Origin of the sequence: Achromobacter sp. ACM02, from assembly GCF_014851605.1 — a bacterium.
GTDB classification, from domain to species: domain Bacteria; phylum Pseudomonadota; class Gammaproteobacteria; order Burkholderiales; family Burkholderiaceae_B; genus Achromobacter; species Achromobacter aegrifaciens.
The window spans coordinates 74,943-99,502 of sequence record NZ_JACUZY010000004.1 but is presented as its reverse complement, the minus strand read 5'-3'; the positions used below and the strand labels follow the sequence as shown (position 1 = coordinate 99,502).

Annotated in this window: 26 protein-coding genes; 15 read left to right on the top strand and 11 right to left on the bottom strand. The window is 67.9% G+C overall.

Features of this window, described 5'->3' with window-relative positions; genetic code table 11:
• Nucleotides 1–42 precede the first annotated feature (42 nt).
• Nucleotides 43–414: a DUF2946 family protein gene (locus IB258_RS13000; protein ID WP_370539829.1), complete on the bottom strand. Its 372-nt coding sequence runs from the start codon at nucleotides 412–414 to the stop codon at nucleotides 43–45.
• A gap of 261 nt (nucleotides 415–675) precedes the next feature.
• Between IB258_RS13000 and IB258_RS12995 the strand changes: the two genes are divergently transcribed.
• The gene (locus tag IB258_RS12995) at nucleotides 676–1,359 is read left to right on the top strand and encodes a murein hydrolase activator EnvC (protein ID WP_054451651.1); all 684 of its coding nucleotides are present in this window, start codon (nucleotides 676–678) and stop codon (nucleotides 1,357–1,359) included.
• A gap of 6 nt (nucleotides 1,360–1,365) precedes the next feature.
• Here the strand turns inward: IB258_RS12995 and IB258_RS12990 are convergent, their stop codons facing one another.
• From IB258_RS12990 to IB258_RS12980, 3 genes are all read right to left on the bottom strand, one after another.
• Nucleotides 1,366–2,121: an amino acid ABC transporter ATP-binding protein gene (locus IB258_RS12990; RefSeq protein WP_054451650.1), complete on the bottom strand. Its 756-nt coding sequence runs from the start codon at nucleotides 2,119–2,121 to the stop codon at nucleotides 1,366–1,368.
• Nucleotides 2,118–2,798: an ABC transporter permease subunit gene (locus IB258_RS12985; RefSeq protein ID WP_119451785.1), complete on the bottom strand. Its 681-nt coding sequence runs from the start codon at nucleotides 2,796–2,798 to the stop codon at nucleotides 2,118–2,120. Before IB258_RS12985 ends, IB258_RS12990 begins: the two co-directional genes overlap by 4 nt.
• A gap of 84 nt (nucleotides 2,799–2,882) precedes the next feature.
• Nucleotides 2,883–3,665, bottom strand: coding sequence for an amino acid ABC transporter substrate-binding protein (locus tag IB258_RS12980; RefSeq protein WP_013395870.1), 783 nt, complete (start codon nucleotides 3,663–3,665; stop codon nucleotides 2,883–2,885).
• 194 nt (nucleotides 3,666–3,859) lie between these two features.
• Here IB258_RS12980 and IB258_RS12975 point away from each other — a divergent pair, with 194 nt between their 5' ends.
• Together IB258_RS12975 and IB258_RS12970 are read left to right on the top strand one after the other, a co-directional pair.
• Nucleotides 3,860–4,945: a P1 family peptidase gene (locus tag IB258_RS12975; RefSeq protein ID WP_370539828.1), complete on the top strand. Its 1,086-nt coding sequence runs from the start codon at nucleotides 3,860–3,862 to the stop codon at nucleotides 4,943–4,945.
• Between the two features lie 85 nt (nucleotides 4,946–5,030).
• A complete protein-coding gene (locus IB258_RS12970) occupies nucleotides 5,031–5,660 on the top strand; it encodes a hemolysin III family protein (protein WP_054451648.1) in 630 nt (209 codons plus the stop codon).
• A 19-nt stretch (nucleotides 5,661–5,679) separates the two neighbouring features.
• Here IB258_RS12970 and IB258_RS12965 read toward each other — a convergent pair whose 3' ends face one another.
• Nucleotides 5,680–6,153, bottom strand: coding sequence for an Lrp/AsnC family transcriptional regulator (locus IB258_RS12965; RefSeq protein ID WP_054452258.1), 474 nt, complete (start codon nucleotides 6,151–6,153; stop codon nucleotides 5,680–5,682).
• Nucleotides 6,154–6,291: 138 nt separating this feature from the next.
• On the opposite strand from IB258_RS12965, the gene kynU reads away from it, so the two are divergent.
• Both kynU and IB258_RS12955 read left to right on the top strand, forming a co-directional pair.
• Complete coding sequence (gene kynU, locus IB258_RS12960) at nucleotides 6,292–7,542, top strand: kynureninase (protein WP_054451647.1); 1,251 nt, start codon at nucleotides 6,292–6,294, stop codon at nucleotides 7,540–7,542.
• Nucleotides 7,543–7,619: 77 nt separating this feature from the next.
• Nucleotides 7,620–9,026 (top strand): amino acid permease, encoded by a 1,407-nt coding sequence (locus tag IB258_RS12955; RefSeq protein ID WP_054451646.1) that lies wholly within the window; start codon nucleotides 7,620–7,622, stop codon nucleotides 9,024–9,026.
• Between the two features lie 68 nt (nucleotides 9,027–9,094).
• Here the strand turns inward: IB258_RS12955 and IB258_RS12950 are convergent, their stop codons facing one another.
• From IB258_RS12950 to IB258_RS12935, 4 genes are all read right to left on the bottom strand, one after another.
• Entirely contained in the window at nucleotides 9,095–9,508 is a 414-nt protein-coding gene (locus IB258_RS12950; protein WP_054451645.1) for a VOC family protein, read from the bottom strand.
• A gap of 78 nt (nucleotides 9,509–9,586) precedes the next feature.
• The gene (locus IB258_RS12945; protein WP_054451644.1) at nucleotides 9,587–10,279 is read right to left on the bottom strand and encodes a YafY family protein; all 693 of its coding nucleotides are present in this window, start codon (nucleotides 10,277–10,279) and stop codon (nucleotides 9,587–9,589) included.
• Nucleotides 10,280–10,355: 76 nt separating this feature from the next.
• Nucleotides 10,356–11,327: a hypothetical protein gene (locus IB258_RS12940; protein WP_192352670.1), complete on the bottom strand. Its 972-nt coding sequence runs from the start codon at nucleotides 11,325–11,327 to the stop codon at nucleotides 10,356–10,358.
• A complete protein-coding gene (locus tag IB258_RS12935; RefSeq protein WP_119451776.1) occupies nucleotides 11,324–12,337 on the bottom strand; it encodes a tripartite tricarboxylate transporter substrate binding protein in 1,014 nt (337 codons plus the stop codon). Before IB258_RS12935 ends, IB258_RS12940 begins: the two co-directional genes overlap by 4 nt.
• Nucleotides 12,338–12,499: 162 nt before the next feature.
• On the opposite strand from IB258_RS12935, the gene IB258_RS12930 reads away from it, so the two are divergent.
• Nucleotides 12,500–13,456: a LysR family transcriptional regulator gene (locus IB258_RS12930; RefSeq protein WP_192352669.1), complete on the top strand. Its 957-nt coding sequence runs from the start codon at nucleotides 12,500–12,502 to the stop codon at nucleotides 13,454–13,456.
• Here IB258_RS12930 and IB258_RS12925 read toward each other — a convergent pair.
• Both IB258_RS12925 and IB258_RS12920 read right to left on the bottom strand, forming a co-directional pair.
• Nucleotides 13,453–14,313, bottom strand: a complete 861-nt coding sequence (locus IB258_RS12925; protein WP_054451643.1) for a hypothetical protein — start codon at nucleotides 14,311–14,313, stop codon at nucleotides 13,453–13,455. The genes IB258_RS12930 and IB258_RS12925 overlap by 4 nt on opposite strands.
• A 143-nt stretch (nucleotides 14,314–14,456) precedes the next feature.
• Nucleotides 14,457–14,924, bottom strand: a complete 468-nt coding sequence (locus tag IB258_RS12920) for a CopD family protein (RefSeq protein ID WP_054451642.1) — start codon at nucleotides 14,922–14,924, stop codon at nucleotides 14,457–14,459.
• Nucleotides 14,925–15,060: 136 nt separating this feature from the next.
• Between IB258_RS12920 and IB258_RS12915 the strand changes: the two genes are divergently transcribed.
• The 9 genes from IB258_RS12915 to IB258_RS12875 all read left to right on the top strand — a co-directional run bounded on the left by IB258_RS12915 (nucleotide 15,061) and on the right by IB258_RS12875 (nucleotide 24,553).
• Nucleotides 15,061–15,570, top strand: a complete 510-nt coding sequence (locus IB258_RS12915; RefSeq protein WP_054451641.1) for a sigma-70 family RNA polymerase sigma factor — start codon at nucleotides 15,061–15,063, stop codon at nucleotides 15,568–15,570.
• Complete coding sequence (locus tag IB258_RS12910; RefSeq protein ID WP_119451778.1) at nucleotides 15,549–16,562, top strand: FecR domain-containing protein; 1,014 nt, start codon at nucleotides 15,549–15,551, stop codon at nucleotides 16,560–16,562. Before IB258_RS12915 ends, IB258_RS12910 begins: the two co-directional genes overlap by 22 nt.
• Before the next feature lie 175 nt (nucleotides 16,563–16,737).
• Nucleotides 16,738–19,293, top strand: coding sequence for a TonB-dependent receptor (locus tag IB258_RS12905; RefSeq protein WP_225590374.1), 2,556 nt, complete (start codon nucleotides 16,738–16,740; stop codon nucleotides 19,291–19,293).
• Nucleotides 19,294–19,372: 79 nt separating this feature from the next.
• Entirely contained in the window at nucleotides 19,373–20,419 is a 1,047-nt protein-coding gene (locus tag IB258_RS12900) for a hemin-degrading factor (RefSeq protein WP_125471911.1), read from the top strand.
• Between the two features lie 18 nt (nucleotides 20,420–20,437).
• A complete protein-coding gene (locus IB258_RS12895) occupies nucleotides 20,438–21,271 on the top strand; it encodes a hemin ABC transporter substrate-binding protein (RefSeq protein WP_192352667.1) in 834 nt (277 codons plus the stop codon).
• A gap of 37 nt (nucleotides 21,272–21,308) precedes the next feature.
• A complete protein-coding gene (locus IB258_RS12890; RefSeq protein ID WP_225590395.1) occupies nucleotides 21,309–22,253 on the top strand; it encodes an iron ABC transporter permease in 945 nt (314 codons plus the stop codon).
• Nucleotides 22,250–23,038: a heme ABC transporter ATP-binding protein gene (locus IB258_RS12885; protein WP_119451781.1), complete on the top strand. Its 789-nt coding sequence runs from the start codon at nucleotides 22,250–22,252 to the stop codon at nucleotides 23,036–23,038. Before IB258_RS12890 ends, IB258_RS12885 begins: the two co-directional genes overlap by 4 nt.
• Nucleotides 23,039–23,117: 79 nt before the next feature.
• A complete protein-coding gene (locus IB258_RS12880; RefSeq protein WP_054451634.1) occupies nucleotides 23,118–23,600 on the top strand; it encodes a YajQ family cyclic di-GMP-binding protein in 483 nt (160 codons plus the stop codon).
• Nucleotides 23,601–23,647: 47 nt separating this feature from the next.
• Complete coding sequence (locus IB258_RS12875) at nucleotides 23,648–24,553, top strand: LysR family transcriptional regulator (protein ID WP_054451633.1); 906 nt, start codon at nucleotides 23,648–23,650, stop codon at nucleotides 24,551–24,553.
• Nucleotides 24,554–24,560 lie beyond the last annotated feature (7 nt).

Here is a 24,560-nt window from a genome sequence, read left to right as displayed (position 1 = left end):
GGTTCGTCCAGGGGCGCGGCGGAGCCGCGCGTTGTGGCGGAGTCAGACGAGGCGTGGCGGGGCGCGCGAACCCAGCGGCGGACCCGCGGCGGCGGGCGCGGGCGGGGTGGCGCTGGCGGGCGCGGGCAGTGCGTGCCGGTCAGCGGCCAGCAGCAGGGGAGTGAGCGCGGGGGCAGGTGCGGGCGCCACGTGCGCCAGCAGGCCGAAGGGGCAGAGCGCACCGGCATCGGCGGTGTCGTGGCCGGCCTTGCCCTTGTCTTCGGGCGACAACGCCAGCGCCAGCGTCGAGACATCGCCGGCGGCCGAGCAGAACGTGACTTCAAGCCGGCCGTCGTGCAGCGCCCGGGCGTCGGGCATGTAGCCCGCCGGCACCAGCGCGCGCAGCGCCAGGGCCAGAAGCGCCAGCCACAGCACGCCCCGCGCGCGTGCGGCGCTGCCGAGGTGCTGGAGGCGGATCAGGCGGGTCATGGCGGCATTCTATCCCGCGCGACGGGCGCAAGCATCTGACGCCAGCGCCCATGGCGCGCCAAAATCTTGGTACCCTTGAACGCACTCAAATCCCCGACATCCCACTCAGTGCCCCAGGTTTCAGTGCTTTCCTCGTCCGCCCAGACCCTGCCTCTTCCCACGTTGCCCGCCGTCGTCCGCCAGGGCAGGCCGTCCTTCCGCCTGTGGATGTGCGTGCTGGCCGTGGCGCTGCTGGCCCTGCTGTCCGCCTGCGGCACCACCAAGGTCCAGCCCGGCTACTACCGCGTGCAATCGGGCGACACGCTGACCCAGATCGCGCGCAAGCAGGGCACCAGCGTGAGCAATCTGGTGCGCTGGAACAAGCTGTCGAATTCCAATTCCATCGAAGTCGGACAATTGCTGCGGGTCGAGCCGCCGGCCGGGCAGGCCAGCACGTCCACCGCGCCCAGCAAGGCGCGCGGCAAGCCTGCGCCTTCGCCCAAGTCGTCGACCTCGACCGCCAAGCGCCGCACCGCGCCGCCGGGCGCAATCTCGCTGGTCTGGCCCGCCCAGGGCAAGGTCACGCGCGGCTACGACGGATCGGGTTCCAACGGCATCGTCATCAGCAATTCCTCCGGCACGCCGGTGGTGGCCGCGGCACCGGGCACAGTGGCCTATTCCGGCAGCGGCCTGCGCGGCTATGGCCACCTGGTCATCGTCAAGCACAACGCCAGCTTCCTGAGCATCTACGCCCACAACAGCAAGCTGCTGGTCAAGGAAGGGCAGCGCGTCAGCCAGGGGCAGAAGATCGCTGAAATGGGCAATAGCGACAGCAAGCAGGTCGGGCTGTATTTCGAGCTGCGCTATGACGGCCAGGCGGTCGATCCGGCGGGGTCCCTGCCGCCGAAGTAGGCTGATCTACAGCGCGGCTTCCTGCGTCAACGTCGAGATGAACGCCGCCGTGCGCGGGTCGGCCGGCTGGCTGAACAGCGTGCGCGAATCGCCGGATTCGACCACCGTGCCGTCCAGCAGGAATACCACCTCGCGCGACACGCTGGCCGCCAGCCGCAGGTCGTGGGTGGCCATCAGCATGGTCATGCCTTCGGCGGCGAGCTGGCGCAGCACGTCCACCACTTCGGCGGCCAGGCCCGGATCCAGCGCCGAGGTCGGTTCGTCGCACAGCAGCACGCGCGGCGCGGGCGCCAGCGCGCGGGCGATGGCCACGCGCTGCTGCTGTCCGCCCGACAGGTTGGCGGGCCAGGCGTCGCGCTTTTCCAGCATGCCGACCTTGCGCAGCAGTTCCTCGGCGCGGGCGCGCGCGCGGTCCTGCGGCCACTTCTGCACGGTCAGCAGGCCTTCCATGACATTGCCGATCACGGTCTGATGCGGGAACAGCTGGAAGTTCTGGAACACCATGCCGGTCTGCTTGCGCACGCGCTGGACCTGATCGCGCGAGAGCTTGTGGCCGGGTTCGAAATGCACCGTTTCCGGGCCGATCTCCAGCGTGCCGCGGTCCGGCACTTCCAGCAGGTTCACACAGCGCAGCAAGGTGCTCTTGCCGCTGCCGGACGGGCCGATCAGGGCGGTGACGCTGCCTTCGGCGATGCTCACGTCCACCTGCTTGAGCACGGGATTGCCGCCGAACGCCTTTTCTATCTTTTCCAGGCGGATCATCGGTTTTTCTCGGTAAAGACCGCGTGCTGGCCGAAGCGCCGTTCCAGGCGCACCTGCGCGGCGGACAGGACGGAACTGAACACCAGGTAGATCAGCGCCGCCTCGGTGTACAGGATCAGCGGTTCATAGGTCACGGCGGCAATGCGCTGCGCCGCCTGGAATATCTCGGGCACGGTCAGCACCGCCGCCAGCGAAGTGTCCTTGACCAGCGCGATGAAGGAATTGGACAGGGGCGGCACCGCCACCCGCGCCGCTTGCGGCAGGATGGTCCGGCGCAGCGCCTGCGCCCGCGTCATGCTCAGCGAGTACGCCGCTTCCCACTGGCCCTTGGTGATGGACTCGATGGCGCCGCGGATCACTTCCGAGTTGTACGCGCCCACGTTGAGAGTGAAGCCGATGAGCGCGGCCGGCAGCGGATCCAGCACGATGCCGACACTGGGCAGGCCGTAGAAGATCACGAACAGCTGCACCAGCAGCGGCGTGCCGCGGATCAGCCAGACGTAGAAACGCACCACGGCCACCAGCGGCGCCGGACCGAACAGCCTGATCAGCGCGACCACGAAGGCCAGCGCCAGGCCCAGCGCGAACGACATCAGCGTCAGCGGAACCGTGAACACCAGCCCCGCGTGCAGCAGCGGCCAGAACGAGTCCAGCATCAGCTGCACCCAGGCCGGCACCGCCCAATTGCCAAGTTGCGCCAGCAGCCAGTCGGGCAGGACGGATTGCAGCCAGGGGGGTAGCGTCATTTGCGCTCCGCTCGCTTATTGCGCCGACAGGTCCGTGCCGAAATACTTGACCGAGATGGTCTTGTAGGTGCCGTCCGCCTTGATGTCGGCCAGCGCCTTGTTGATGGCGGCCTGCAGTTCGGGGTTGCCCTTGCGGATCAGCACGCCCGAATTGCTGAACTCGGCGGTCTTGTCGGTGGCGGCAATCTTTACCTTGGCATTGGGCTTCTGCTTCTTGAAGTCCAGGAACGACAGGTTGTCGTTCACCGTGGCTTCGACGCGGCCCGAGGTCAGCAGGTCGATGGCTTCGTTGAAGCCCTGCACAGCAATCACTTCCGCGCCATGCTGTTGCGCCAGCTTGCCGAAGTTGCTGGTCAGCGTGTTGGCGGACTTCTTGCCCTTCAGGTCGTCGAAGGATTTGATGCTGGTGTTGTCGTCGCGCACGATCAGCACGGCGGCCGACGAGATGTAGGGATCCGAGAAGTCGTACTTGGCGCGGCGCGCGTCGGTGATGCCGACCTGGTTGATCACCGCGTCGTAGCGCTTGGCGTCCAGGCCGGCGATCAGGCCGTCCCATTTGCCTTCGACGAATTGCGCCTTGACGCCCAGGCGTTCGGCGATGGCGCGGCCGATGTCCACGTCAAACCCGGTAAGCTGGCCGGATGCGTCATGGAAAGTGAAGGGGGCGTAGGTGCCTTCGGTGCCGATCTTGAACACGCCGGCGGATTTGATCTGGTCCAGTCCGGATTGGGCATGGGCCGCGGACAACGCGGCGACCTGGACGAGGCCGGCGACGAACAGCGTACGGAAGAGTTTCATGGCGGTGCTCCACGGATGGCAGATATCTCGGGTGGAGAGCATCCGTGCCTGCAATGCCCTCCGGCGTAGCCGCACTCTAACAACGCGTCTATTTTTCCACAAAGCATAAGGAATAGTAAAAATATAGCGGCAAGTCATATGGCGATACCCTTGCTCCGGCGCGTGCCGCCGGGGTCCATCCAGGCAGGACTTCAGTGGAGATCGGTGTGGAACAGCAATGGAACAGGCGGGCTTTCATGATGGCGGCCGCCGGCGCGGCAGCAGCAAGTGCAATGCCTGCCCAGGCCGCGGACGGTACGCGGCTGATGCCGGGCAGCGGCAGCATCACGCAGGTGGCGGGCTTGCGGGTGGGGCACTACACCGATACGCGCCGGCCCACGGGCTGTACGGTCATCATCGCCGAGGCCGGCGCGACCGCCGGCGTCGACGTGCGCGGCGCGGCGCCGGGCACGCGCGAGACCGACCTGCTCAATCCCGTCAACATGGTGGAGAAAGTGCATGCCGTGGTGCTGTCCGGCGGCAGCGCCTTCGGCCTGGATGCGGCCTCGGGCGTCATGCGCTATCTGGAGGAAAAGAAGATCGGCTTCGACGTGGGCGTGGCGCACGTGCCCATCGTGCCTTCGGCCATCCTGTTCGACCTGGGCGTGGGCGACGCCTCGATCCGGCCTGACGCGGCCGCGGGCTACCAGGCCTGCAAGTCGGCCACGGACGCCGCGCCACAGGAAGGCAACGTGGGCGCGGGGGCGGGCGCGACGGTGGGCAAGCTGTACGGTCCCAAGCGCGCCATGAAGGGCGGCATCGGCAGCGCCTCGCTGACCGTGGCGGGCGTGACGGTGGGCGCCATCGTCGCGGTCAATGCGGTGGGCGACGTGGTGGACCCGGTCACCGGGCGCGTCCTGGCTGGCGCGCGCACTGCCGACGGCAAGATGTTGCTGGATACCCGCGCGGCGATCCTGGCGGGCGATCTGCCCAAGTCCATGCGCCCGGGCACCGCCACCACCATAGGACTGGTCGCCACCGACGCCAAGCTCACCAAGGCGCAGGCGCAGAAGATCGCCGGCATGGCGCACGATGGCCTGGCACGCACCATCAATCCCATCCACACCATGCTGGATGGCGACACCATCTTTGCGCTGGGCACGGGCACGTCCGGCAAGCCAGGCAACGTCATGCTGCTGGGCGTGATGGCGGCCGAGGGGATGGCGATCGCGGTGCAGCGCGCCATCCTGTCGGCGCGCGCGCTGGAGGGCTATCCGGCGGCGGTGGACTTCGTTTCCTGATGGCCGCGTGGCCTGACCTCGGCCTGTCACACAAGGGCGCCATCATGGATGGCGCCGGCGCGTGGCCGGCTGGCGGAGGGCGTGCATGTACAAGGGCGAACGATTCAACGGCGCGACGCACCTGGCCGGCCTGGCGCTGGCGGTGGCCGCATCGGGCGCCCTGATCGCCCGCGCCGCGGAACTCAAGGTGGATACGCGGCAGGTCATCGCCTGCGCCGTGTTCGCCGCTTCGATGATCGCCGTCTATGCCTCGTCGGTGCTGTTCCATTGCTCGCGCGGCCGCCGCAAGGCCTGGTGGGCCAAGGCCGACCATTGCGCGATCTACCTGCTTATCGCCGGCACCTACACGCCGCTGGCCTACGGGCCGGTGGAGCACGGCTGGGGCGCGGCCATGGGCGTGGCGATCTGGCTGTTGGCGGCGGTGGGCATCAGCCGCGAGCTGTGGTGGGCGCGCGGCGCGGCGCCGGCCCTGCCGTTGTATCTGGCGATGGGCTGGCTGGGCGTGATGTTCGCCGCGCCGATCGCGGGCGCCTTGTCCGCGGCCGGACTGGCCTGGCTGCTGGCGGGCGCGGCGGTCTACACCGCCGGCACGCTGTTCTACGCCAACGACCAGCGCTGGCCGCATGCCCATGGCATCTGGCACCTGTTCGTCATGGGCGGCACCGCCTGCCACTTCGTGACGGTGTTCGGCTTCCTGCGGCTGAGCCCGGCCTGAGCGGGGCTTCAGCGGGCCGCTAGCGCCAGCTTGCCAGCGGCAGCATGCCGCCGCGGTTCTTCACTTTGCGCATGACGATATGCGAGGACAGGTTCCGCACGCCCGGGATCTTGCTGAGCTTGTCTTCGACGAACTGCGAGAACGCCTTCAGGTTGCGCGTGCACACCGTCAGGATGTAGTTGGAGGCGCCAGTCACGATGCTGGCCTCGGTGATCTCGTCATGCAGGGCGATGCCGGCCAGGAATTCTTCATGCCAGCCCGGACGCGACTGGTCCAGCGACACGTGGACGATGGCCTCCAGCTCGAAACCCAGTTTTTCGGCGTCCAGCACGGCGCGATAGTTGCGGATCAGTCCGCTTTCTTCCAGCGCGCGCACCCGCCGCAGGCAGGCCGAGGGCGACAGCGCCACCTGCTCGGCCAGGTCCTGGTTGCTGAGGTGGCCGTTCTCTTGCAGCCGGTAAAGAATGCGCTGGTCTATGGCGTCGATCTGCATGATGCAATCAAATTCCAAAAAAGTTGATTATGTGCAATTCAATGCGGAAACCTAGGGTAATCCGCGCCTGAATTTGCAATTTATCAGCCTGATCGCGCTGATAGTATGTATCCAGAATATAGCCCCCCGGAGCACAAAATGAACACCCGTGAAGCCTGCGTAAATGCCGACCGCCAGGACCCCCTGGCGCCCCTGAAGGACCGTTTCGACCTGCCGCCCGGCGTCCTCTACATGGACGGCAACTCCCTGGGCGTGCTGCCCAAGGAGGCCGCCGGCCGTGCTGCCGCCGTGATCGGCCAGGAATGGGGCGCGGGCCTGATCCGCAGCTGGAATACCGCGGGCTGGTTCGAACTGCCCACCCGACTAGGCGACAAGCTGGGCCGCCTGCTGGGCGCGCGCGAAGGCGAACTGGTCGTGACCGACACGACCTCGCTGAACATCTTCAAGGCGCTGGCCGCCGCCCTGCGCATCCAGCAGCACCAGCACCCCAAGCGCCGCGTCATCCTGTCCGAACGCGACAACTTCCCCACCGATCTCTACATGATCCAGGGCATGATCGACCTGCTGCAGCAGGGCTATGAAATGCGCCTGATCGACGATGAACTGCCGCTGGAAAAGGCGCTGGACGAGTCCGTGGCGGTGATGCTGCTGTCGCACGTGAATTACCGCAGCGGCCAGATGCACGACATGGCCGCCGTGACCGCGCTGGCGCACGAGCGCGGCGCGCTGGCGATCTGGGACCTGGCGCACGCCGCGGGCGCGGTGCCGGTGGACCTGAACGGCGCCGACGCCGACTTCGCCGTGGGCTGCACCTATAAGTACCTGAACGGCGGCCCCGGTTCGCCCGCCTTCATCTGGGTGGCGCCGCGCCACACCAAGGACTTCTGGCAGCCGCTATCCGGCTGGTGGGGCCACACGCGGCCATTCGATATGACCGTGGCCTACGAGCCGGCCGGCGGCGTGCGCCGCTACCTGTGCGGCACCCAGCCCATCGTGTCGCTGTCGCTGGTGGAATGCGGCCTGGACGTGGCGCACGCCGCCGACATGGCCGAGGTGCGCAAGAAATCCCTGGCGCTGGGCGACCTGTTCATCGCGCTGGTCGAAGAGCGTTGCGCAGGCCATCCGCTCACGCTGGTGACGCCGCGCAAGCACGCCGACCGCGGCAGCCATGTCAGTTTCCGCCACCCCAACGGCTTCGAAGTGATGCAGGCCCTGATCGCGCGCGGCGTGATCGGCGACTATCGCGAACCCGAGGTGCTGCGCTTCGGCCTGACGCCGCTGTACTTCGGCTACGCCGACGTCTGGGATGCCGTGGATATCCTGAAGGACGTGCTGGACACGCGTTCCTGGGACAAGCCGGAATTCAAGCACCGCGCCGCCGTGACCTGAGCGCCGCAACACAACCCCATTGCGCGGGCCAAACCGGCCCTACATCCACAAAGAGAGCGCAGGACCTGGAGGAGACAATGCAACAACAAAAAGGATTCGGCCAGATCGCCGAACGCGAGCAGGGCCTGAAGCGGCGGCTGACGTCGGGGCAGATGAGCATGATCGCCATCGGCGGCGCCATCGGCACGGGCCTGTTCCTGGGCAGCAAGTTCGCCATCGGCTTTGCCGGACCCAGCGTGATCATCAGCTACGCCATCGGCGGCCTGATCACGCTGCTGCTGATGGGCTGCCTGGCGGAAATGACGGTGGCGCATTCCACCTCGGGTTCCTTCGGCGCCTATGCCGAGCACTACGTCGGCCCGCTGGCGGGGTTTCTGGTGCGCTACGCGTACTGGTCCTGCGTGGTGCTGGCGGTAGGCACCGAAGTCACCGCCGTGGCCGAGTACATGAAGTTCTGGTTTCCGGACGTGCCCGGCTGGCAGTGGGTCTGCCTGTTCTCGGCCGTGCTGATCTTCATCAACGCCATGAGCGTCAAGACTTTCGGCACGGTCGAGTACTGGTTCTCCACGATCAAGATCACCGCCATCGTCGCCTTCATCATCCTGGGCGCCTACGTGGTCTGGGGCAATCCGCAGTACGGCACCGCCCTGTACACCTCGCACGGCGGGTTCTTCCCGAATGGCGTCTGGGGCATGTGGATCGCCGTGGTCATTTCGATCTTCAGCTACCTCAGCGTGGAGATGATTGCGGTGGCCGCGGGCGAGGCCGAAGACCCCGAGCGCGCGGTCAAGCAGGCGTTCCGCGCCACCATCGTCCGGCTGGTGGTGTTCTACCTGCTGACGCTGGCGCTGATCCTGGCCATCGTGCCCTGGGACGAGGCCGGCAAGGGCGGCAGTCCCTTCGTCAAGGTGATGCAGGCGCTGGAGATTCCGGGGGCGGCGGGCGTCATCAACTTCATCGTGCTGGTGGCGGCGCTGTCGGCCATGAACAGCCAGCTTTACATCACCACGCGCATGATGTTCAGCCTGTCGCGCGCCGGCCATGCGCCGTCCGCGTTCGGCAAGCTGACGCGCAGCGGCACGCCGCTGAACGCGCTGCTGCTCTCGACCAGCGGCATTGCCATCGCCGCGGTGCTGAACGTGCTGTACCCCGAGACCTCGTTCACGCTGATGATGGCGATTTCGATGTTCGGCGCGCTGTTTACGTGGATGATGATCTTCGTCACCCACTACTGCTTCCGCCGCCGCTGGGCGCGCGAAGGGGGCGGTAAATTGTCGTTCCGCATGCCGGGCTTTCCGGTGCTGACCCTGCTGGGCGCGGGCGCGATGCTGGCGATCCTGGCCACCACCTACTTCACCAGCGTCTTCAAGATGACGCTGGTGTTCGGTGTGCCTTTCCTGCTGGTGCTGGCCGTGCTTTATCAACTGCTGTTCCGTCGGCGCGGCGAAGCCGTTGCGCTGACCCCGCGCGGCCAGCGTTCCTGACATAGCTGCGCCCGGTTCAGACGCGGGCCTGAGGCGCAAGCCTCAGGCCCGTATTCCATGGCCGGGCTTCAGGCGCTGGCCAAGGCGGGCGCAGGCTGTTGCGCAGCCTGTTCCTGCGGCGCCGGCGCGAACACGCGCAGCCGGTGGCCGTCGGGATCCAGCGCCACGAAGGTGCGACCGAAATCCATATCGGTGGGCGCCTGCAGGATGGGCAGGCCGCGCAGGCTCCAGTCCAGGTGGCGGCGGTCCAGCGCCTGCGCGTCCGAAACGGTAAAAGCGAGTTCGGTCGCGCCGCCGCGGCCGGCAGCGGCCGGCTCCACGGTATAGCGCGACCACAGGCCCAGCATCAGGCCGGAATCCAGCCTGAACAGTGCGAAGGTGGGGGAGCTTTCGAGGGGCGGACGCTGCAGCAGGGCGCTGTAGAACGCGGCGCTGGCGGCGGGCTTTTCGACGTAGAAAATCACGAAATTGGTGTCTGACATGATGCGCTCCGGGTGGTAGACGCGCTCATCTTAGACAGGGGTGCTGTCAGTTTTTGGCAGTAGCTTTTATCTGCATTTTCATCCGCATTGCTTGGGCGATCGGTCGATCGCGCGCCACTCCTTCAGCAGCGCATGGCGGCGCTTGGGATAACGCTCACCGGGCGTCAGCGTGGCGATGCGATCGGTGCGGAAATGGCGGAAGTCCTGGCGCAGTTCGCACCAGGCCATGACGATGCGCACGCTGTCGAAAAACCCCAGCGCGAACGGCCAGATCACCCGCGCGGAATCGGCGCCCTTGTCGTCGCGGTACGTGATGTCGATCTTCTGTTCGCAGCGTATGGCGTGGCGGATCAGCGACAGGTCCACGCGGTCCACCACCTGCATCGCGCTGGGCCCGACCAGCAGCGGTATCGCATCCAGCCCGTCGCGCATTTCCGCCGGCAGCACTGCGCCGATCTTGGCCAGCGCGTTGCTCGCGGCCTGCGCCAGCCGCGGGTCGGCCCGGTCCGCGACCCAGCGCGTGCCCAGCACCAGCGCCTCGATCTCCTCGGTGCTGAACATCAGCGGCGGCAGCATGAAACCGGGCCGCAGCACGTAGCCCACGCCCGGTTCGCCCTCGATCTCGGCGCCCTGCGATTGCAGGGTGGCGATGTCGCGGTAGAGCGTGCGTATGCTGACGCCCAGGTCGGCGGCCAGTTGGCGGCCGCTGACGGGGCGGCGATGGCAGCGCAAGGTCTGCATCAGGCCCAGGAGGCGTTCGGTGCGGGACATGGGGGCGGGCGGGGATGGAGGATCCATAATGCTGCCACGAAATGGCAGCAGGCGGGGCTCCGTCCGCAGCGGGATTTCAGGCCGGCGGCAGGGTCATCAGCCACTCGTGCACGCGCGCGGCCAGGTCCAGGCTGTTGCGGTCCATCATCAGCATGTGCGAATTGCCGGCGATGCCCAGCTCGGGCAGCGACAGCAAGGTGACGCAGGGATGCCGCCGCGCGAAATCGCGCACCCGCTCGCGCATGCGCGGCCAGCGCGGGTCCGTGTCCATGTTGTCGCCCATGAGGACCAGGGTGGGCGTGCGGTAGCCGGCGTCCAGTTGCGGGATGCTGGCCGGCTCCAGCGCAACCACGGCGCGCACCAGATCGGGCCGGGCGGCGGCCGCGCGGATGCCGAATACGCCCGCCTGCGAATGGCAGATGACGATCATGCGGCCGACCCGCTCCAGCAAGGCCAGATAGCCGCGCAGGACGGCGGCGTCGGTGTGCACCCAGCGCGGCACCATCTGCGCGGCCAGCTCGCCGAAGGCTTGCACCGGGAACTGCGTGTTGCCATAGGCGCTGCCGGGGCCGGGGCGCGTGCCCGGGCGGCCGATGCGAAAGCGCGTGTAGCAGTCTTCCTGCGCCTGCACGATGGGCCCTTCCGGCCAGATCTCGGGGACCGGCGCGTAGCCTGAGCGGCCGCGTTCCACGGCATCGCACAGATAGGCGTCCCAGCCGCGGCGCAGGAAGGCATGGAGCCAGCCCTGGCGGCCATCGGGCGTGGTCTCCCACGCCGCGCCGGTCATGCCGCCGCCATGCCAGAAGGCCAGCGGCGGGCGGCCACTGGCCGGCTCGGCCAGGAAGTACTGCGCATACATCTGCTCGACGCGGTAGGTGCCGTTGGGGTCCAGCGCGACGGGCTGGCCGCCTTCGGCCATCACCACCTCGCGCCGCGGCAGGCCCGACAGGCTGACCTCGCGTCCGCCCACGTGGAAGGCGCCCATGTCGCGCAGCCGGATCGGCGCGAGCGCGTCCGATCCGTCGCGGCCGGGTTCGTCCGTCATCATTCGGCCCGGATGCGGTTGGCCTGGATCACGTCTTTCCAGCGCGCGGTCTCGGCCACCACAAAGTCGCCCAGCGCCTGGCGCGGCCCGGCGGCAGTCTCCACGCCCAATTCGCGCATCTTGGCGGCGACCTCCGGCGCCTGCAAGGCGTCGTTGAAGGCTTGGTGCAGCGCGGCCAGCGTGGCGTCCGGCGTGCCGGCCGGCGCCATGATGCCGAACCAGGGCGTGATCAGGAAATCGGCCACGCCGGCTTCGGCGAAGGTCGGCACGTCTGGAATGGCCGGCGCGCGCTTGGCGCTGGCCACGGCCAGCGCCCGCAGCTTGCCCGCGCGGATGTTCGCCAGCGAAGCCGGCAGGTTGTCGAAATACATGTCGACCTGGCCGCCCAGCAGGTCGGCCGCGACCTGCCCGGCGCCCTTGTAGGGAATGTGCGCCACATCGATGCCGGTGCGCAGCTTCAGCAATTCGGTGGCCAGGTGGGCCGAGCCGCCCACGCCCGACGAGGCCGAGTTCAGCTTGCCCGGATGGGCGCGGGCGTAGGCCAGCAGCTCGGCCACGGTCTGCGCTGGCACCTTGGGATTGACGACCAGCACGCTGGGCACCGTCCCGACCATGGCGACGGGCGCGAAGTCCTTGACGATGTCGTAGGGAGCGGGCTGGTAGAGCGAGGGCGCGACCGTGCAGCCGAAGGCGCACATCAGCAATGTGTAGCCGTCGGGCGCGGCGCGCGCCACCGCCTGCGCGCCGATATTGCCGCCGGCGCCGGCGCGGTTTTCCACGATCAGAGGCTGGCCCAGACGCTTGGCCAGGCTGTCGCTGAGGATGCGGGCCAGGATGTCGGGCGTGCCGCCGGCGGGGAAGGGCACCACCAGCGTCACGGGACGTTCGGGAAAGCCCGCCGCAGCGGCCGGCTGTGCGGCGCCCAGTAGCAGCGCAGCTCCGGTGAGCGCGGCCGCCATCCAGCGGCGGGGGGAAGCGCGCCAGCGCGCGGCGGTCAGGCCCAGGGGGATCATTGCGGCAGTCTCCGGAAAGTCGGGTCGGGTGCGAAAGGCCCCGATCTGCCGCGGACTGTAGCCAAGGCTGACCGCCTTGCCCAATGCTGGCTGCGCAAGCTGTATATGTCGAAAACGGTATGGAATTTTCAATGCATGCATTTCAGGCATAGTATGGGCGGCATGAGCGACGCCCAATCCTTGCCCTATCTGCGCCGGCTGGACATGAACCTGCTGCTGACGTTCGACGTCCTGATGCGCACTCGCAGCGCCACCGCCAGTTCAGCCCTGCTGCATAAGACGCAGCCCGCCATCAGCCGTGACCTGGCGCGCCTGCGCCGCCGGCTGGAAGATCCCTTGCTGGTGGTGGTGAAGGGCCGATTCATTCCGACGGAGCGGGCGCTGGAACTGCATTCGGCGGTGCATGACGCGCTGGCGCAGATCGAAGCGGCGCTGCGTCCGGCCGAGGCTTTCGACCCGGCCAAGGCCAGCGGCGTGGTTAATATCGGCACCGGCGCGCATAGCGAGATCCTGCTGGCAGCGCCGCTGATCGAGCGTCTGCACCGCGCCGCGCCAGGCATCACACTGCGCTTCCAGTCGGTGCACGGAGACTTCGTGCCGGACGATCTGGACGCGGAGCGGTTGGACATGGCCATCGGCCTGTTCGGCAAGGTGCCGGCGCGTTTTCATCGCGATACGCTGCTGAAGGACCGGCGCGTGTGCGTGGTGTCGGCGCGGCATCCCTGGGCAGGCAAGCGCGCGCTGGCGCTGGCGGATCTGCCGTCCATCAAGTGGTTCGCCTTCGCGCACATGTATGGCCGGGAAACCAACTTCGACCGCGCGCTTAAGCCGGATGCCAGCCGGCTGGAATTTTCGGCCTACCTGTCCGGCTTCGGCATCACGCCCTATGTGCTGCTGGACACTGATTACGCCACCACCATGCCGGCCAGCGTGGCGCAGGTGCATGGCCGGCATTTCCCGCTGGCGACGCTGGAACTGCCTGCCAGCCTGCGCAAGATCGAACTGGTGATGGTGTGGCCGCGGCGCCTGCATACGTCGCCGTTGCAGGCCTGGCTGCGCGGGCAGATCCGCGAGGTGCTGCGGGAACGCGTGGACGCTCCCGCAGCCCGTGCGGCTTAGGAACCGACCTTCTTGCCAGTCGCCACGTCGATGGCCGAGCCGTCTTCCAGGCTGACGCGGTAGATCTCGCGCACCACGTTGCCGGCGAAGCCGATCTCGACGATGGACACGTCCTTGAAGGTGGTGTTGATGCCGTCCGGCAGCACGGCGTTGAACTTGTCGGACTCCTGCTTCATGGCGTCCTGCAGGCGCGTGTCGTACATCGCCATGCTGTAGACCAGGGTGGTGTGCGGATTGTGCGCGCGCACTTCCTTGCCGTCCTGCATGATGTTCACGCCGCTCACGCCCATGGTCTTGACCAGGTCTTTCCCGGCGTCGCCCATCTTGGCGTAGACCGGGCCGGTGACGCGCGGCAAGGGGCCGTCGCGCAGCGGCGCCAGGGCGGCGGTGGCGACGGTGTTGTAGCGCATCATGTCCTCGAAGCCCTGGCCGCTCTTGACCACGCCCAGGTCCAGCCACCACGGATGGCCCGCGCCCTTGGCGGCTTCGGTGGGATAGAAATTCTTCAGCGTGACCTGCAGCGGGGCCGGCGGCTTGGGCAGGGCCTTGAGCATGCGGGCGGGCGTTTGCGGGTCGGCGCTGTGGATGTGCACCACCGTCACGTGCGGCATGTTGGGCGTTTCGGCCTCGGTCTTAAGGCCCAGCTTGAGCAGGTCGGCTTTCAGCGTGCCATTGATCTTGGCGTCCAGGATGGCGTTGACGTCCTGTGGCAGACGGTAGACCACGCCATAAGTTGCCTTGTGTTCTCGAAACCCGGTCTGGTCCAGGGCGCTGTTGTCGATGGGGGCGGCGGCATGCGCGGCCGAGGCGGATACGAACAGGCCGAGGGCGGCCAGCTGGAAGACACGCTTGATCATGGAGATTCCTTTTGTTTGTGTAGGCCCGCGAGAGTCATCCGCAGTGTGGCCAGCGCGGATGTAATGCGTATTGCACCAAGCAAAAGAATTCCGATACCAGCCTGCGCATGCCCGATAGCTGGCGGGCGCCGGCTGATATCCGCCTACGCAAAAAAGACGATGGCCACGATGGCGATGCCCAGCAGCAGGTTGATGCCGACCCAGCGGCGTATGCCGCCCATGGCCTGGCCGCCCTGGGGCCAGTCGGATGCGGCGACCGCCGCCCGCAACTGCGGGTAGAGCACGAAGCGGATGTAGGCGTAGATGGCCGTCATGACCAGGCCGCCCGAGGCCATTAGGGTCCAGCTGCGCGGCATGAAGAAGGAGCCGCCCGTCTGCGCGGCCTGGCTGGCTTCCTGGCCGATCATGAGCGCGCCGGAAAACAGGATCAGCACGATGGCCGCCAGCACGGCATTCAGGAATGGCCCCAGCACCGACGCCATCAACCGCAGCCGGACCGGCGGTTCCAGTTGCGCGGCCGCCGGCCGCAGGAAACAGTGCGCGAACAGCATGCCCCCGACCCAGAGGATCACGGCCATCAGGTGGATGAATTTGAGCGCGGCATAGAGCATGGGGCAGGCCTGTAGGGAGGAATCCGTCCCCATCATATCGCCGTCAAGCGCGGCGCGCGGACTTGACCGGAATCATGGTTTTGCATTTAGAATGAGATTGATTTCTATTTGTGATTGAAAGTTCAGGGAGCCACCCGTGCCGAATCCCGCGGTCGCCGCCAGCGACAACGTCCAACTGCTGTACCGCGCTCATCACGGATGGCTGCATGGCTGGCTGCGCGCCAAGCTGGGCAACAGCTTCGACGCGGCCGATCTGGCGCAGGACACCTTCGTGCGGGTGCTGCGCCACCGCCATGAACTGGACGCCCTGCGCGAACCGCGCGCCTATCTCACCACCATCGCCAAGCGCCTGCTGCTGAATCACCACCGGCGGCGCTCGGTGGAGCAGGCCTATCTGGAAGCCCTGGCCCTGATGCCAGAGGCGCTGGCGCCCTCGGCCGAACAGCGCCTGATCATCCTGGAAACGCTGCAGGAAATCGACGAGATGCTGGCTGGCCTGTCCCTGCCGGCCCGCCAGGCCTTCCTGATGGCGCAGCTGGAAGGACTGAGCCATGGCGAAATCGCCGCCCGCCTCAACGTGTCGCTGCGCACCGTGCACCGTTACATCGCCAAGGGATTCGAACAATGCATCATGGCGTCGATCTGAGCGCCCAGGCCGAGGCGGCGTCCGAACTGCCCGCCGTCGAACGCAGCGTGGCGCGCGAGGCCGCGCGCTGGCTGCTGCGGCTGAGTTCGGGCCGCGCCACCGACGCCGACCAGCGGGCCTGTGAACTGTGGCGCGCCAGCAAGGCCGAGCACGAGCACGCCTGGCAGCGCGCGCAGCGCGTGAACGAACGCTTCGGCCTGATCCCGGCGGCGCTGGGTATGGCGACCTTGAACCGGCCCGAGCTCAGAAGCCGCCGCGCCGCGCTCAAGACACTGATTGCGCTGGTGGTGGCCGGTCCTGTCGGCTGGGCCGCCTGGCGCGCCGATCCGCTCGACTGGACCGCGGACTACCGCAGCGCGCCGGGCGAGCGGCGCGAAGTGGCGCTGGCGGATGGATCCACGCTGCTGCTGAACACAGCCAGCGCCGTCGACGTGATGTACAGCTCCACGGCCCGGCTGGTGCGCCTGCGCGCCGGCGAGATCGCGGTGCATGCCGTGGCCGACACGGCGCCTGCGCCGCGGCCCTTCGTGGTGCGCACGAGCCAGGGAGACATCGAGGCGCAGTCCTCGCGTTTCTGCGTGCGCCAGGAAGGCGGCCTGTGCCGCGTCAGCGTGCAGGAAGGGCGGGTCCGCGTCGGCAGCGCCGCGCATCCGCGCAGTCTGATCAGCCTGGAAGCTGGCCAACAGAGCAGCCTGACGGAAGAGGGCGCATCGCCGCCATCCCCCGCGGACCCGCATGCCAGCGACTGGCAGCGCGGCGTGCTGTACGCCAACCGCATGCGGTTGGACGCCTTTGCCGCCGAACTGGGCCGCTACCGTTCCGGCATCCTGCGTTGCGATCCCGAGGCGGCGCATTTGCGCATCTCGGGCGCGTTCCAGGTGCGCGACACCGATGCGGTCCTGGCGGCACTGCCCGCGACCTTGCCGGTGCAGGTGCGCTATCGCACGCCTTACTGGGTGACGATCACCTTGCGCGCGGCAGCCGAGGCCTGAACCCGCGCTGTTACAAAAAAGTGGAGGGCCAGCTGTCCGATTCGGATTTCACGAGGGTCATGGTCTGTAGAGGCAAACGAATGCCGACACCTTTTGGATCGAAAGGACGACCATGGCTTATCTCCCCGCCGGCCGCGCAAGCGGCTCCCGACCAGCCCGAGGCCTGCAATGCCGCATGACGCATCTAGCCGCCGCCGTGCAGGCCGCCCTGGCGCTGTCCGCGCTGTCCGCCGCCTTGCTGCCCGCAAGCGCCGCGTGGGCGCAATCCGCGCAGCAGACGCAGGCGCGCGGCTATCGCATTCCCGCGGGCACGCTGGCCGAGGCGTTGCCGCGCTTTGCCGACAGCGCGGGCGTGACGGTGCTGTTCGACGCGGCGCTGGTGGGCCAGCGCCGCACGGCGGGGCTCGATGGGGTCTATTCCGTGAATGAGGGCTTTGCGCGCTTGCTGGCGGGCAGCGGCCTGGGCGTGCAGGAGCGCAGCGCCCGCGTCTACGTGTTGCAGGCAATGCCCGCGGATGTGACGCAGTTGGCGCCCGTCCAGGTGGAAGGCGAGGGCGCGCCGGTCGCGCCGGCCTGGGAAACCAGCACCGACCGCAAGCGCCTGGACGAACTGCAGGTCAAGAACTGGAGCGATTTCGGCAAGCGCGCCGAGCCCGGCGTGAGCTTCAACCGCACGACCAACAGCATCAACATCCGCGGCCTGGATCAGGATCGCGTGCTGACGCGCGTGGACGGCATCCGCCTGCCGTGGCTGGACGACGGCGCGCGCGGCCTGAAGGGCGGGCTAGAAGCGGTGGATTTCAACAGCCTGTCGCGGCTGGACATCGTGCGCGGCGCCGACGCCAGCGGCGGCGGTTCCGGCGCGATTTCCGGCACTGCCGACCTGTACACGCTGCAACCGTCGGACCTGCTGACAGACGGCAAGACCTTCGGCGCGCTGGCCAAGACCGACTACGACACGGCCGACAGCAGCTGGGGCGCCAACGCCGCCCTGGCGGGCCAGATCCACAGCAATACGTTCTGGCTGGTGCAGGCGGGCGTACGCAACGGCCATGCCCTGGACAACCGCGGCGACGTGGGCGGCTACGGACCCAAGCGCAGCGAACCCAGCCCGGAAGACTACGACCAGCGCAGCTTCCTGCTGAAGCTGCAGCAGCGCGTCGAAGGCGGCCACCGCTTCGGCCTGACCGGCGAATACTTCAAGCGCAACGCCGACATCGACAATATGTTCGAGCAGGGCGCGGGCACCAGCTATCTGTACGGCGAGAACAGCACCCGCAAGGAAACCGAGCGCCAACGGGTGTCGCTCGATTACTCGTACAAGGCGCCCGGTGCGGACAGCCTGATCGACACGGCCACCGCGGTCGTCTACTGGCAGCGCCTGCAGCTGGACAGCTCGCTGAGCGGCGTGCGCAGCGTCGATTCCCGGGCCTACGCCATACCGGGCGATCCGTTCCGTTACGGCTATCCCAGTGGGCCTTATGGCCGCAGCAACTCCATCCGGCAGACCATGTTCGGCGCCAATGCCGAAGTCACCAAGCGCCTGGCGGGCGCCTCGGTGTCGCAGTTGTGGACCGTAGGCGGGGAGTGGTATGGCAACAAGACCGAGCAGTATTCCGGGGGCTACGACAATTGTCCCGTGATCCCTCCCGGCGCACCGCGGCCGATTTTCGGCCCGCGCCTGTGCGACATGCTGCACACCAACCAGGCCGATGTGCCGCAATCCAAGGGCAATCAATGGGCCCTGTGGGTGCAGGACGAATTCAGCTTCGCCGACGGCCGCTACACCATCATGCCGGCGCTGCGCTACGACCACTACGAACAGAAGCCGCAGTCCACGGCCAGCTACGAAAGCAACCCGAACGCAGGCGCGCTGCCGCCGTCCAACAGCGGCAGCCGTTTCTCGCCCAAGCTGCTGGCCACCTGGAAGGCCGCGGATGAGCTGAGCCTCTACGCGCAATACGCCTACGGTTTCAAGGCGCCCAGCCCGACCCAGCTCTACACCAACTACGGCGGCCCCGGCACCTACCTGCGCGTGGGCAATCCCTATCTGAAGCCCGAAACCAGCAAGGGCTGGGAGCTGGGTGCCAAGATCGGTTCCGATTCCCTGGGCGGCGCGGTATCGTTGTTCGACAACCGCTACCAGAACTTCATCGATGGCGACGTGCCGCTGAACGCGTCCTCGCCCCAGTGGCAGCCGGGCTGGGCCGGACAGTATCCCTTGGGCGTGACCGGCAACGTCAATCGCGCCAAGGTGCGCATCTATGGCGCCGAAGCCAGCGCGCACTGGAAGTTTTCGCCAGGCTGGCGCACCTGGGGCTCGCTGGCGTGGGCCGTGGGCAAGGACGAGAGCACGGGGCAGTACCTGAACTCGGTGGCGCCGCTGAAGGCGGTGCTGGGCCTGGGCTACGGCCGCGACGTGTGGGGCGTGGACGCCATGCTGACTACCGCCCTGAAGCGCGACAAGGTCGAGTATCCCGAGGCCACGGCCACGGCGCGCAATCCCGATTTCCAGGCGCCCGGCTACGGCGTGGTGGACCTGATGGGCTATTGGCGTCCGGCCGCGGTGAAGGGGCTGCAGGTGCAGGCAGGCGTTTTCAATCTGTTCGACAAGAAGTATTGGGAGGCCATCAACGTGCCGACCGCCGGCGCCATCGCCATTCCGCGGCCGGTCGATTGGTACACGGAACCGGGACGCAGCCTGCGCGTCTCACTGACATACCAGTATTGATCCTGACCCGCCGCCGGTCCGGGCAATGCCGGGACGGCGGCGGTCTACGCAAACCTTAGCAACGGCCGGAGGGCCCACGATGAGCAACACCGATTTCATGTCCCGCGCCCAGGAACTGCGCGCTCGCAACGAGGCCCTGGCCGCCTCGCAACCCAAGCTGCGCGCCCGCAACCTGGCGCAATCGCTGGGAGTGTCCGAAGCCGAGTGGGTCGCGGCCGAATGCAGCGGCCTGAAGGCCACCGCCCTGCACGGCACGCCCCAGGAGATCTTCCGCGAACTGGGCACGCTGGGCCCGGTCATGGCGCTGACGCGCAACGACTGGTGTGTGCACGAGCGTCACGGCGTGTATGAGGACATCCAGGCCGACGGTCCGGTAGGCCTGGTGCTGGGGCCGGACATCGACCTGCGCGTTTTCTTCACGGCCTGGAAGTCGGCCTGGGCGGTCGAGCAGGACGGCCGCCACAGCCTGCAGTTCTTCGACGGCGCGGGCGTGGCGGTGCACAAGGTCTACCGCACCGACGCCACCGATGCCTCCGCCTACGATGCCCTGGTCGCCAAGTTCGCGGGCGAGGCGCAATGGCCCGAGACCCAGCCCTATGCGCCCGCCGCCGACGCCGACCGGGTCGAGGACGGCGCGCAGTGGCGCGAGGCCTGGCTGGGCATGCAGGACACGCACGAATTCTTCCCCCTGCTGCGCAAGTTCAAGGTGTCGCGCCTGGCCGCCCTGGCGGCCGCGGGCGAGGACCTGGCGCAGCAGGTGCCGGCCGATGCCGTCGAACGCATGCTGGAATCCGCGGCGCAGTCCGGGCTGTCCATCATGTGCTTCGTGGGCAACCGCGGCATGATCCAGATCCATACCGGCCCGGTGCAGCAATTGCGCCGCACCGGCCCCTGGTACAACGTGCTGGACCCCAAGTTCAACCTGCACCTGGACACCACCGCCATCGCGTCCGCCTGGGTGGTGAACAAACCGACCACGGACGGCTGGGTCACCTCGCTGGAGCTGTATTCCGCCACCGGCGACCTGATCGCGCAGTTCTTCGGCGAGCGCAAGCCCGGCAAGCCGGAGCTGGCGCAATGGCGCGAACTGATGATCAGCCTGTGCAGCGTGCCGCTGGCCGCCTGAGCCCATAAGGACGTAGCGATGAAAAAATGGTTGGCAATGGCGGCGGGCTGGGCAATCGCGCTCGGGGCGTACGCGGAGCCGCCCGCCCGGGTGGTGACCCTGGGCGGCACCGTGACCGAGATCGTGTATCAGCTGGGGCAGGGCGACAAGCTGGTGGGAGACGATCTCTCCAGCCTCTATCCCGAGGCCGCGACCAAGCTGCCGCGCGTCGGCTACTACCGTTCGGTACCGGTGGAAGGCGTCTTGTCGCTCAAGCCCGATCTGGTGCTGGCTTCCGAGCAGGCCGGACCGCCGGACGCGCTCAAGCGCCTGGCGGACGTCGGCGTGCGCGTCGTCACCGTGTCGGACGCGCCGTCGGTGGATTCGCTCAAGTCGCGCATCCGCGGCATTGCCGATGCGCTGGGCGTGGCGCCGGCGGGCGAACGCATGGTGGAAGACGTCACGCGCGAGCTCGCGCGCGCCGAGGCGGTACCCGCGACGCGCGCGCGGGCGCTGCTGCTGATCAATCGCACAGGCTCGCCGCAAGGCGCCGGCCGCGACACCGCCGCCAACGAAGTCATGCACCTGGCGGGGCTGGTGAACGTGCTGCAAGACCAGCATGGCTACAAGCCCTTGTCGGCCGAGGCCATGGGGGCGCTGGCGCCCGACCTGATCATCGTGACGCAGGCATCGCTGGACGCCGGCGGCGGCATGGACGCCTTCCTGCGCATGCCTGGCATCGCATCCACCCAGGCGGCCGCGAAGCGGCGCGTCGTCGTGATGGACGACCTGCTCATCCTGGGCATGGGACCGCGCCTGCCGCTGGCGCTGACCCAGCTCAAGCAGGAGGTTGCGCATGTCATGGCGCGTTAGCGCGCCGCTGGCGTTGGGCCTGCTGGCAGCGGCCCTGATGCTGGCCGTGGTGGCCGCCACCGCCAACGGCGCGGTGGCGATCCCCTTGCGCGAGCTGCCGACCCTGCTGTGGGGCGCGCCCACGCCGGAGACTGCCCTGTGGCGCAATGTGCTGATCGATATCCGCTTGCCGCGCGTGCTGTTCGCGCTGGTGGCGGGCGCGGGCCTGGCGGTGTCTGGCGCGGCCATGCAGGCGCTGTTCCGCAATCCGCTGGCCGAACCCGGCCTGATCGGCATCTCGGCGGGCGGCGCGCTGGGGGCGGTGGCCGCCATCGTGCTGACGTCCGGCGGCTTCTGGATCACCGCGCCTGCCGCCTTCGCCGGCAGCCTGCTGGCCACGCTTTGCGCCTACGCGGTGGGCCGGCGCGTGCCGGGCGTGGCGGGCCTGTTGCTGGCAGGCGTGGCCATCACGGCCATGGCGTTCAGCCTGATCGGCCTGTTCACCTTCGTCGCCACCGACGCGCAGCTGCGCGACCTGACGTTCTGGAACATGGGCAGCCTGGGCGGCGCGAACTGGAAGGTGCTGGCCTTCCTGGGACCCTGGGTGCTGCTGGTAAGCCTGTGGCTGATGAGCCAGTGGCGCGTCATGAACGCGCTGCTGCTGGGCGAGCGCGAGGCCCAGCATCTGGGCTACACGCTCAAGCGCGTGCGGGCCAGGCTGGTGCTGGCCAGCGCGCTCATCGTCGGGCCCCTGGTCGCCGCCACGGGCACCATTGTCTTCGTCGGCCTGGTGGTGCCGCACCTGGTGCGCATGACACTGGGCGCCAATCACCGCTGGCTGCTGCCTGCGACCATCCTGGCCGGCGGCCTGGCGCTGATCCTCGCGGATTGGCTGGCGCGTACCGTGGTGGTGCCGGCGGAGCTGCCTATCGGCCTGGTGACGGGCCTGGTGGGCGGGCCGTTCTTTCTGTGGCTGCTGGCGCGCGGACGGAGGATAGGATGACGCTAACCGCGCAAAACGTGACGGTGAATCGCGGCGCAGCGCGCATTCTCACCGATGTATCGCTGGACATTCGTCCGGGAGAAGTCGTGGGCCTGCTGGGGGCCAACGGCGCCGGCAAATCCACCTTGCTGGGCGTGTTGTCAGCCGAATTGCCTGCCGATGCGGGCCAGCTGAGTCTGGGCGAAACCTCGCTTGCCGCCATGCCGCACCGGCAGCAGGCGCGCCGCCGCGCCGTGCTGCCGCAAAAGCCGGGGCTGACCTTCGACCTGAGCGTGCGCGAGGTGGTCGCCATGGGCGCCTATCCGTTCCCGGAGTTGGCGCCATCCGTGGTGGACGCGCTGGTGACGCAAACGCTGGGCGAGGCCGACGCCGCGCATCTTGCCGGGCGGCGCTATCCCGAGCTGTCCGGCGGCGAACAGCAGCGCGTCCAGTTCGCCCGCGTACTGGTTCAATGCCATGCCGCGCGCGAACGCGACGAGCCGCGCTACCTCTTGCTGGACGAACCCACCGCCAGCCTGGATCCCAAGCACCAGGGCGACCTGCTGCGGCGCTCCTGGGAGCTGGCCCATGCCGGCAATACGGGTGTACTGGTGATCCTGCACGACATGAATCTGGCCGCCCGCTGGTGCGACCGCCTGCTGCTGCTCAGCGGCGGACGCGGCATCGCCCAGGGGACGCCGGCAGAGGTCCTGACGCCGGCCAATCTGTATCTGGCCTACGGTATCGACGCGCAGGTGATCGCGCATCCCCTGCAGGCCGGCCGCCTGCTGGTGCTGATGGCGTGACTCGGGCTGTGGGGCCGGTAAAATAGGCGTTACGCTGGTATTCGCCTTTTTCAACATTTACCCAACAGGACCCCGTGTCATGCCTACTTTTGACGTCGTCTCCGAAGTCGACAAACACGAACTCTCCAACGCTGTCGATCAAGCCAACCGCGAACTGGCCACCCGCTTCGATTTCAAGGGCACCGACGCCAAGTTCGAGCTCGACGAATTTGTCGTGACCCAGGTCGCTTCCAGCGCCTTCCAGCTCAAGCAGATGCTGGACATCCTGCGCGGCCGCCTGTCGGCCCGCGGCATCGATGTGCGCTGCCTGGACGTGGCCGATCCCCTTGAAAACCTGGGTGGCGCCCGCCAGAAGGTCACCATCAAGCAAGGCATCGAGCAGCCGGTGGCCAAGAAGCTCATCGCCGCCATCAAGAACGCCAAGCTCAAGGTGGAATCGCAGATCAACGGCGACAAGCTGCGCATCAGCGGCAAGAAGCGCGACGACCTGCAGACCGCCATCGCGCTGCTGAAGAAGACCGACGTCGACCTGCCGCTGCAGTTCGAAAACTTCCGCGACTGATCCGCCCCGCGCCAGGGTGCCGCGCACCCTGCGGACCTGGAGGGGCCATGGGACATTCCAACGAGTTGCAGCTGGTCGTCGAACTGGTGCGCGCCGGCGGCATGTCCGCCGCCGCCCGCGAGCTGGGCGTCACGCCGGCCGCGGTCAGCAAGCGGCTGGCCCAGATCGAGGCGCGGCTGGGCGTGCGGCTGGTCAATCGCAGCACGCGACGCCTGAGCCTGACCGCGGAAGGCGAGGTCTACCTGGAGAACGCCCGCCGCATCCTGGGCGAGATCGAAGACCTGGACCAGTTGATCGCCAGCCGCCAGGACAGTCCGCGCGGCCTGCTCAAGATCAACGCGCCGCTGGGTTTCGGCCGCAGCTACATCGCGCCCGCGATTGCGGAGTTCGCTCGGAAATATCCCGAGGTGTCGCTGCAATTGCAGCTGACCGACAGCCCGGCCGACTTCGTGCAGGACGCCGTCGATGTGGCCGTGCGCTTCGGCGACCTGCCCGACACCCGCCTCATCGCCCGCAAGATCGCGCCTAACCGGCGCCTGGTCTGCGCGTCGCCGGGCTACCTGAAGGCCCACGGAGTGCCTGCCACGCCGCACGACCTGGCGCGGCACCAGTGCATCGTGCTGCGGCAGAATGAAGCCGCGTACGGCCTGTGGCGTTTCACCAAGGGACGCCGCAGCGAGACCGTGAAGGTGCGCGGCAACCTCAGCAGCAATGACGGGGAAGTGACGCTGACCTGGGGCCTGGCCGGCCTGGGCATCCTGCAGCGCGCCGAATGGGATCTGGCGCGCTATCTGCGCAGCGGCAGGCTGGTGCAGGTGCTGGAAGACTACGCCTTGCCGCAAGCCGACATCTACGCTGTCTTTCCGGAACGGCACCACCTGTCGGCCAAGGTGCGCGTGTTCGTGGACTTCCTGGTGGCGTATTTCCGCAAGGGCGCGGAAGACCAGTGGTGAACCCGGG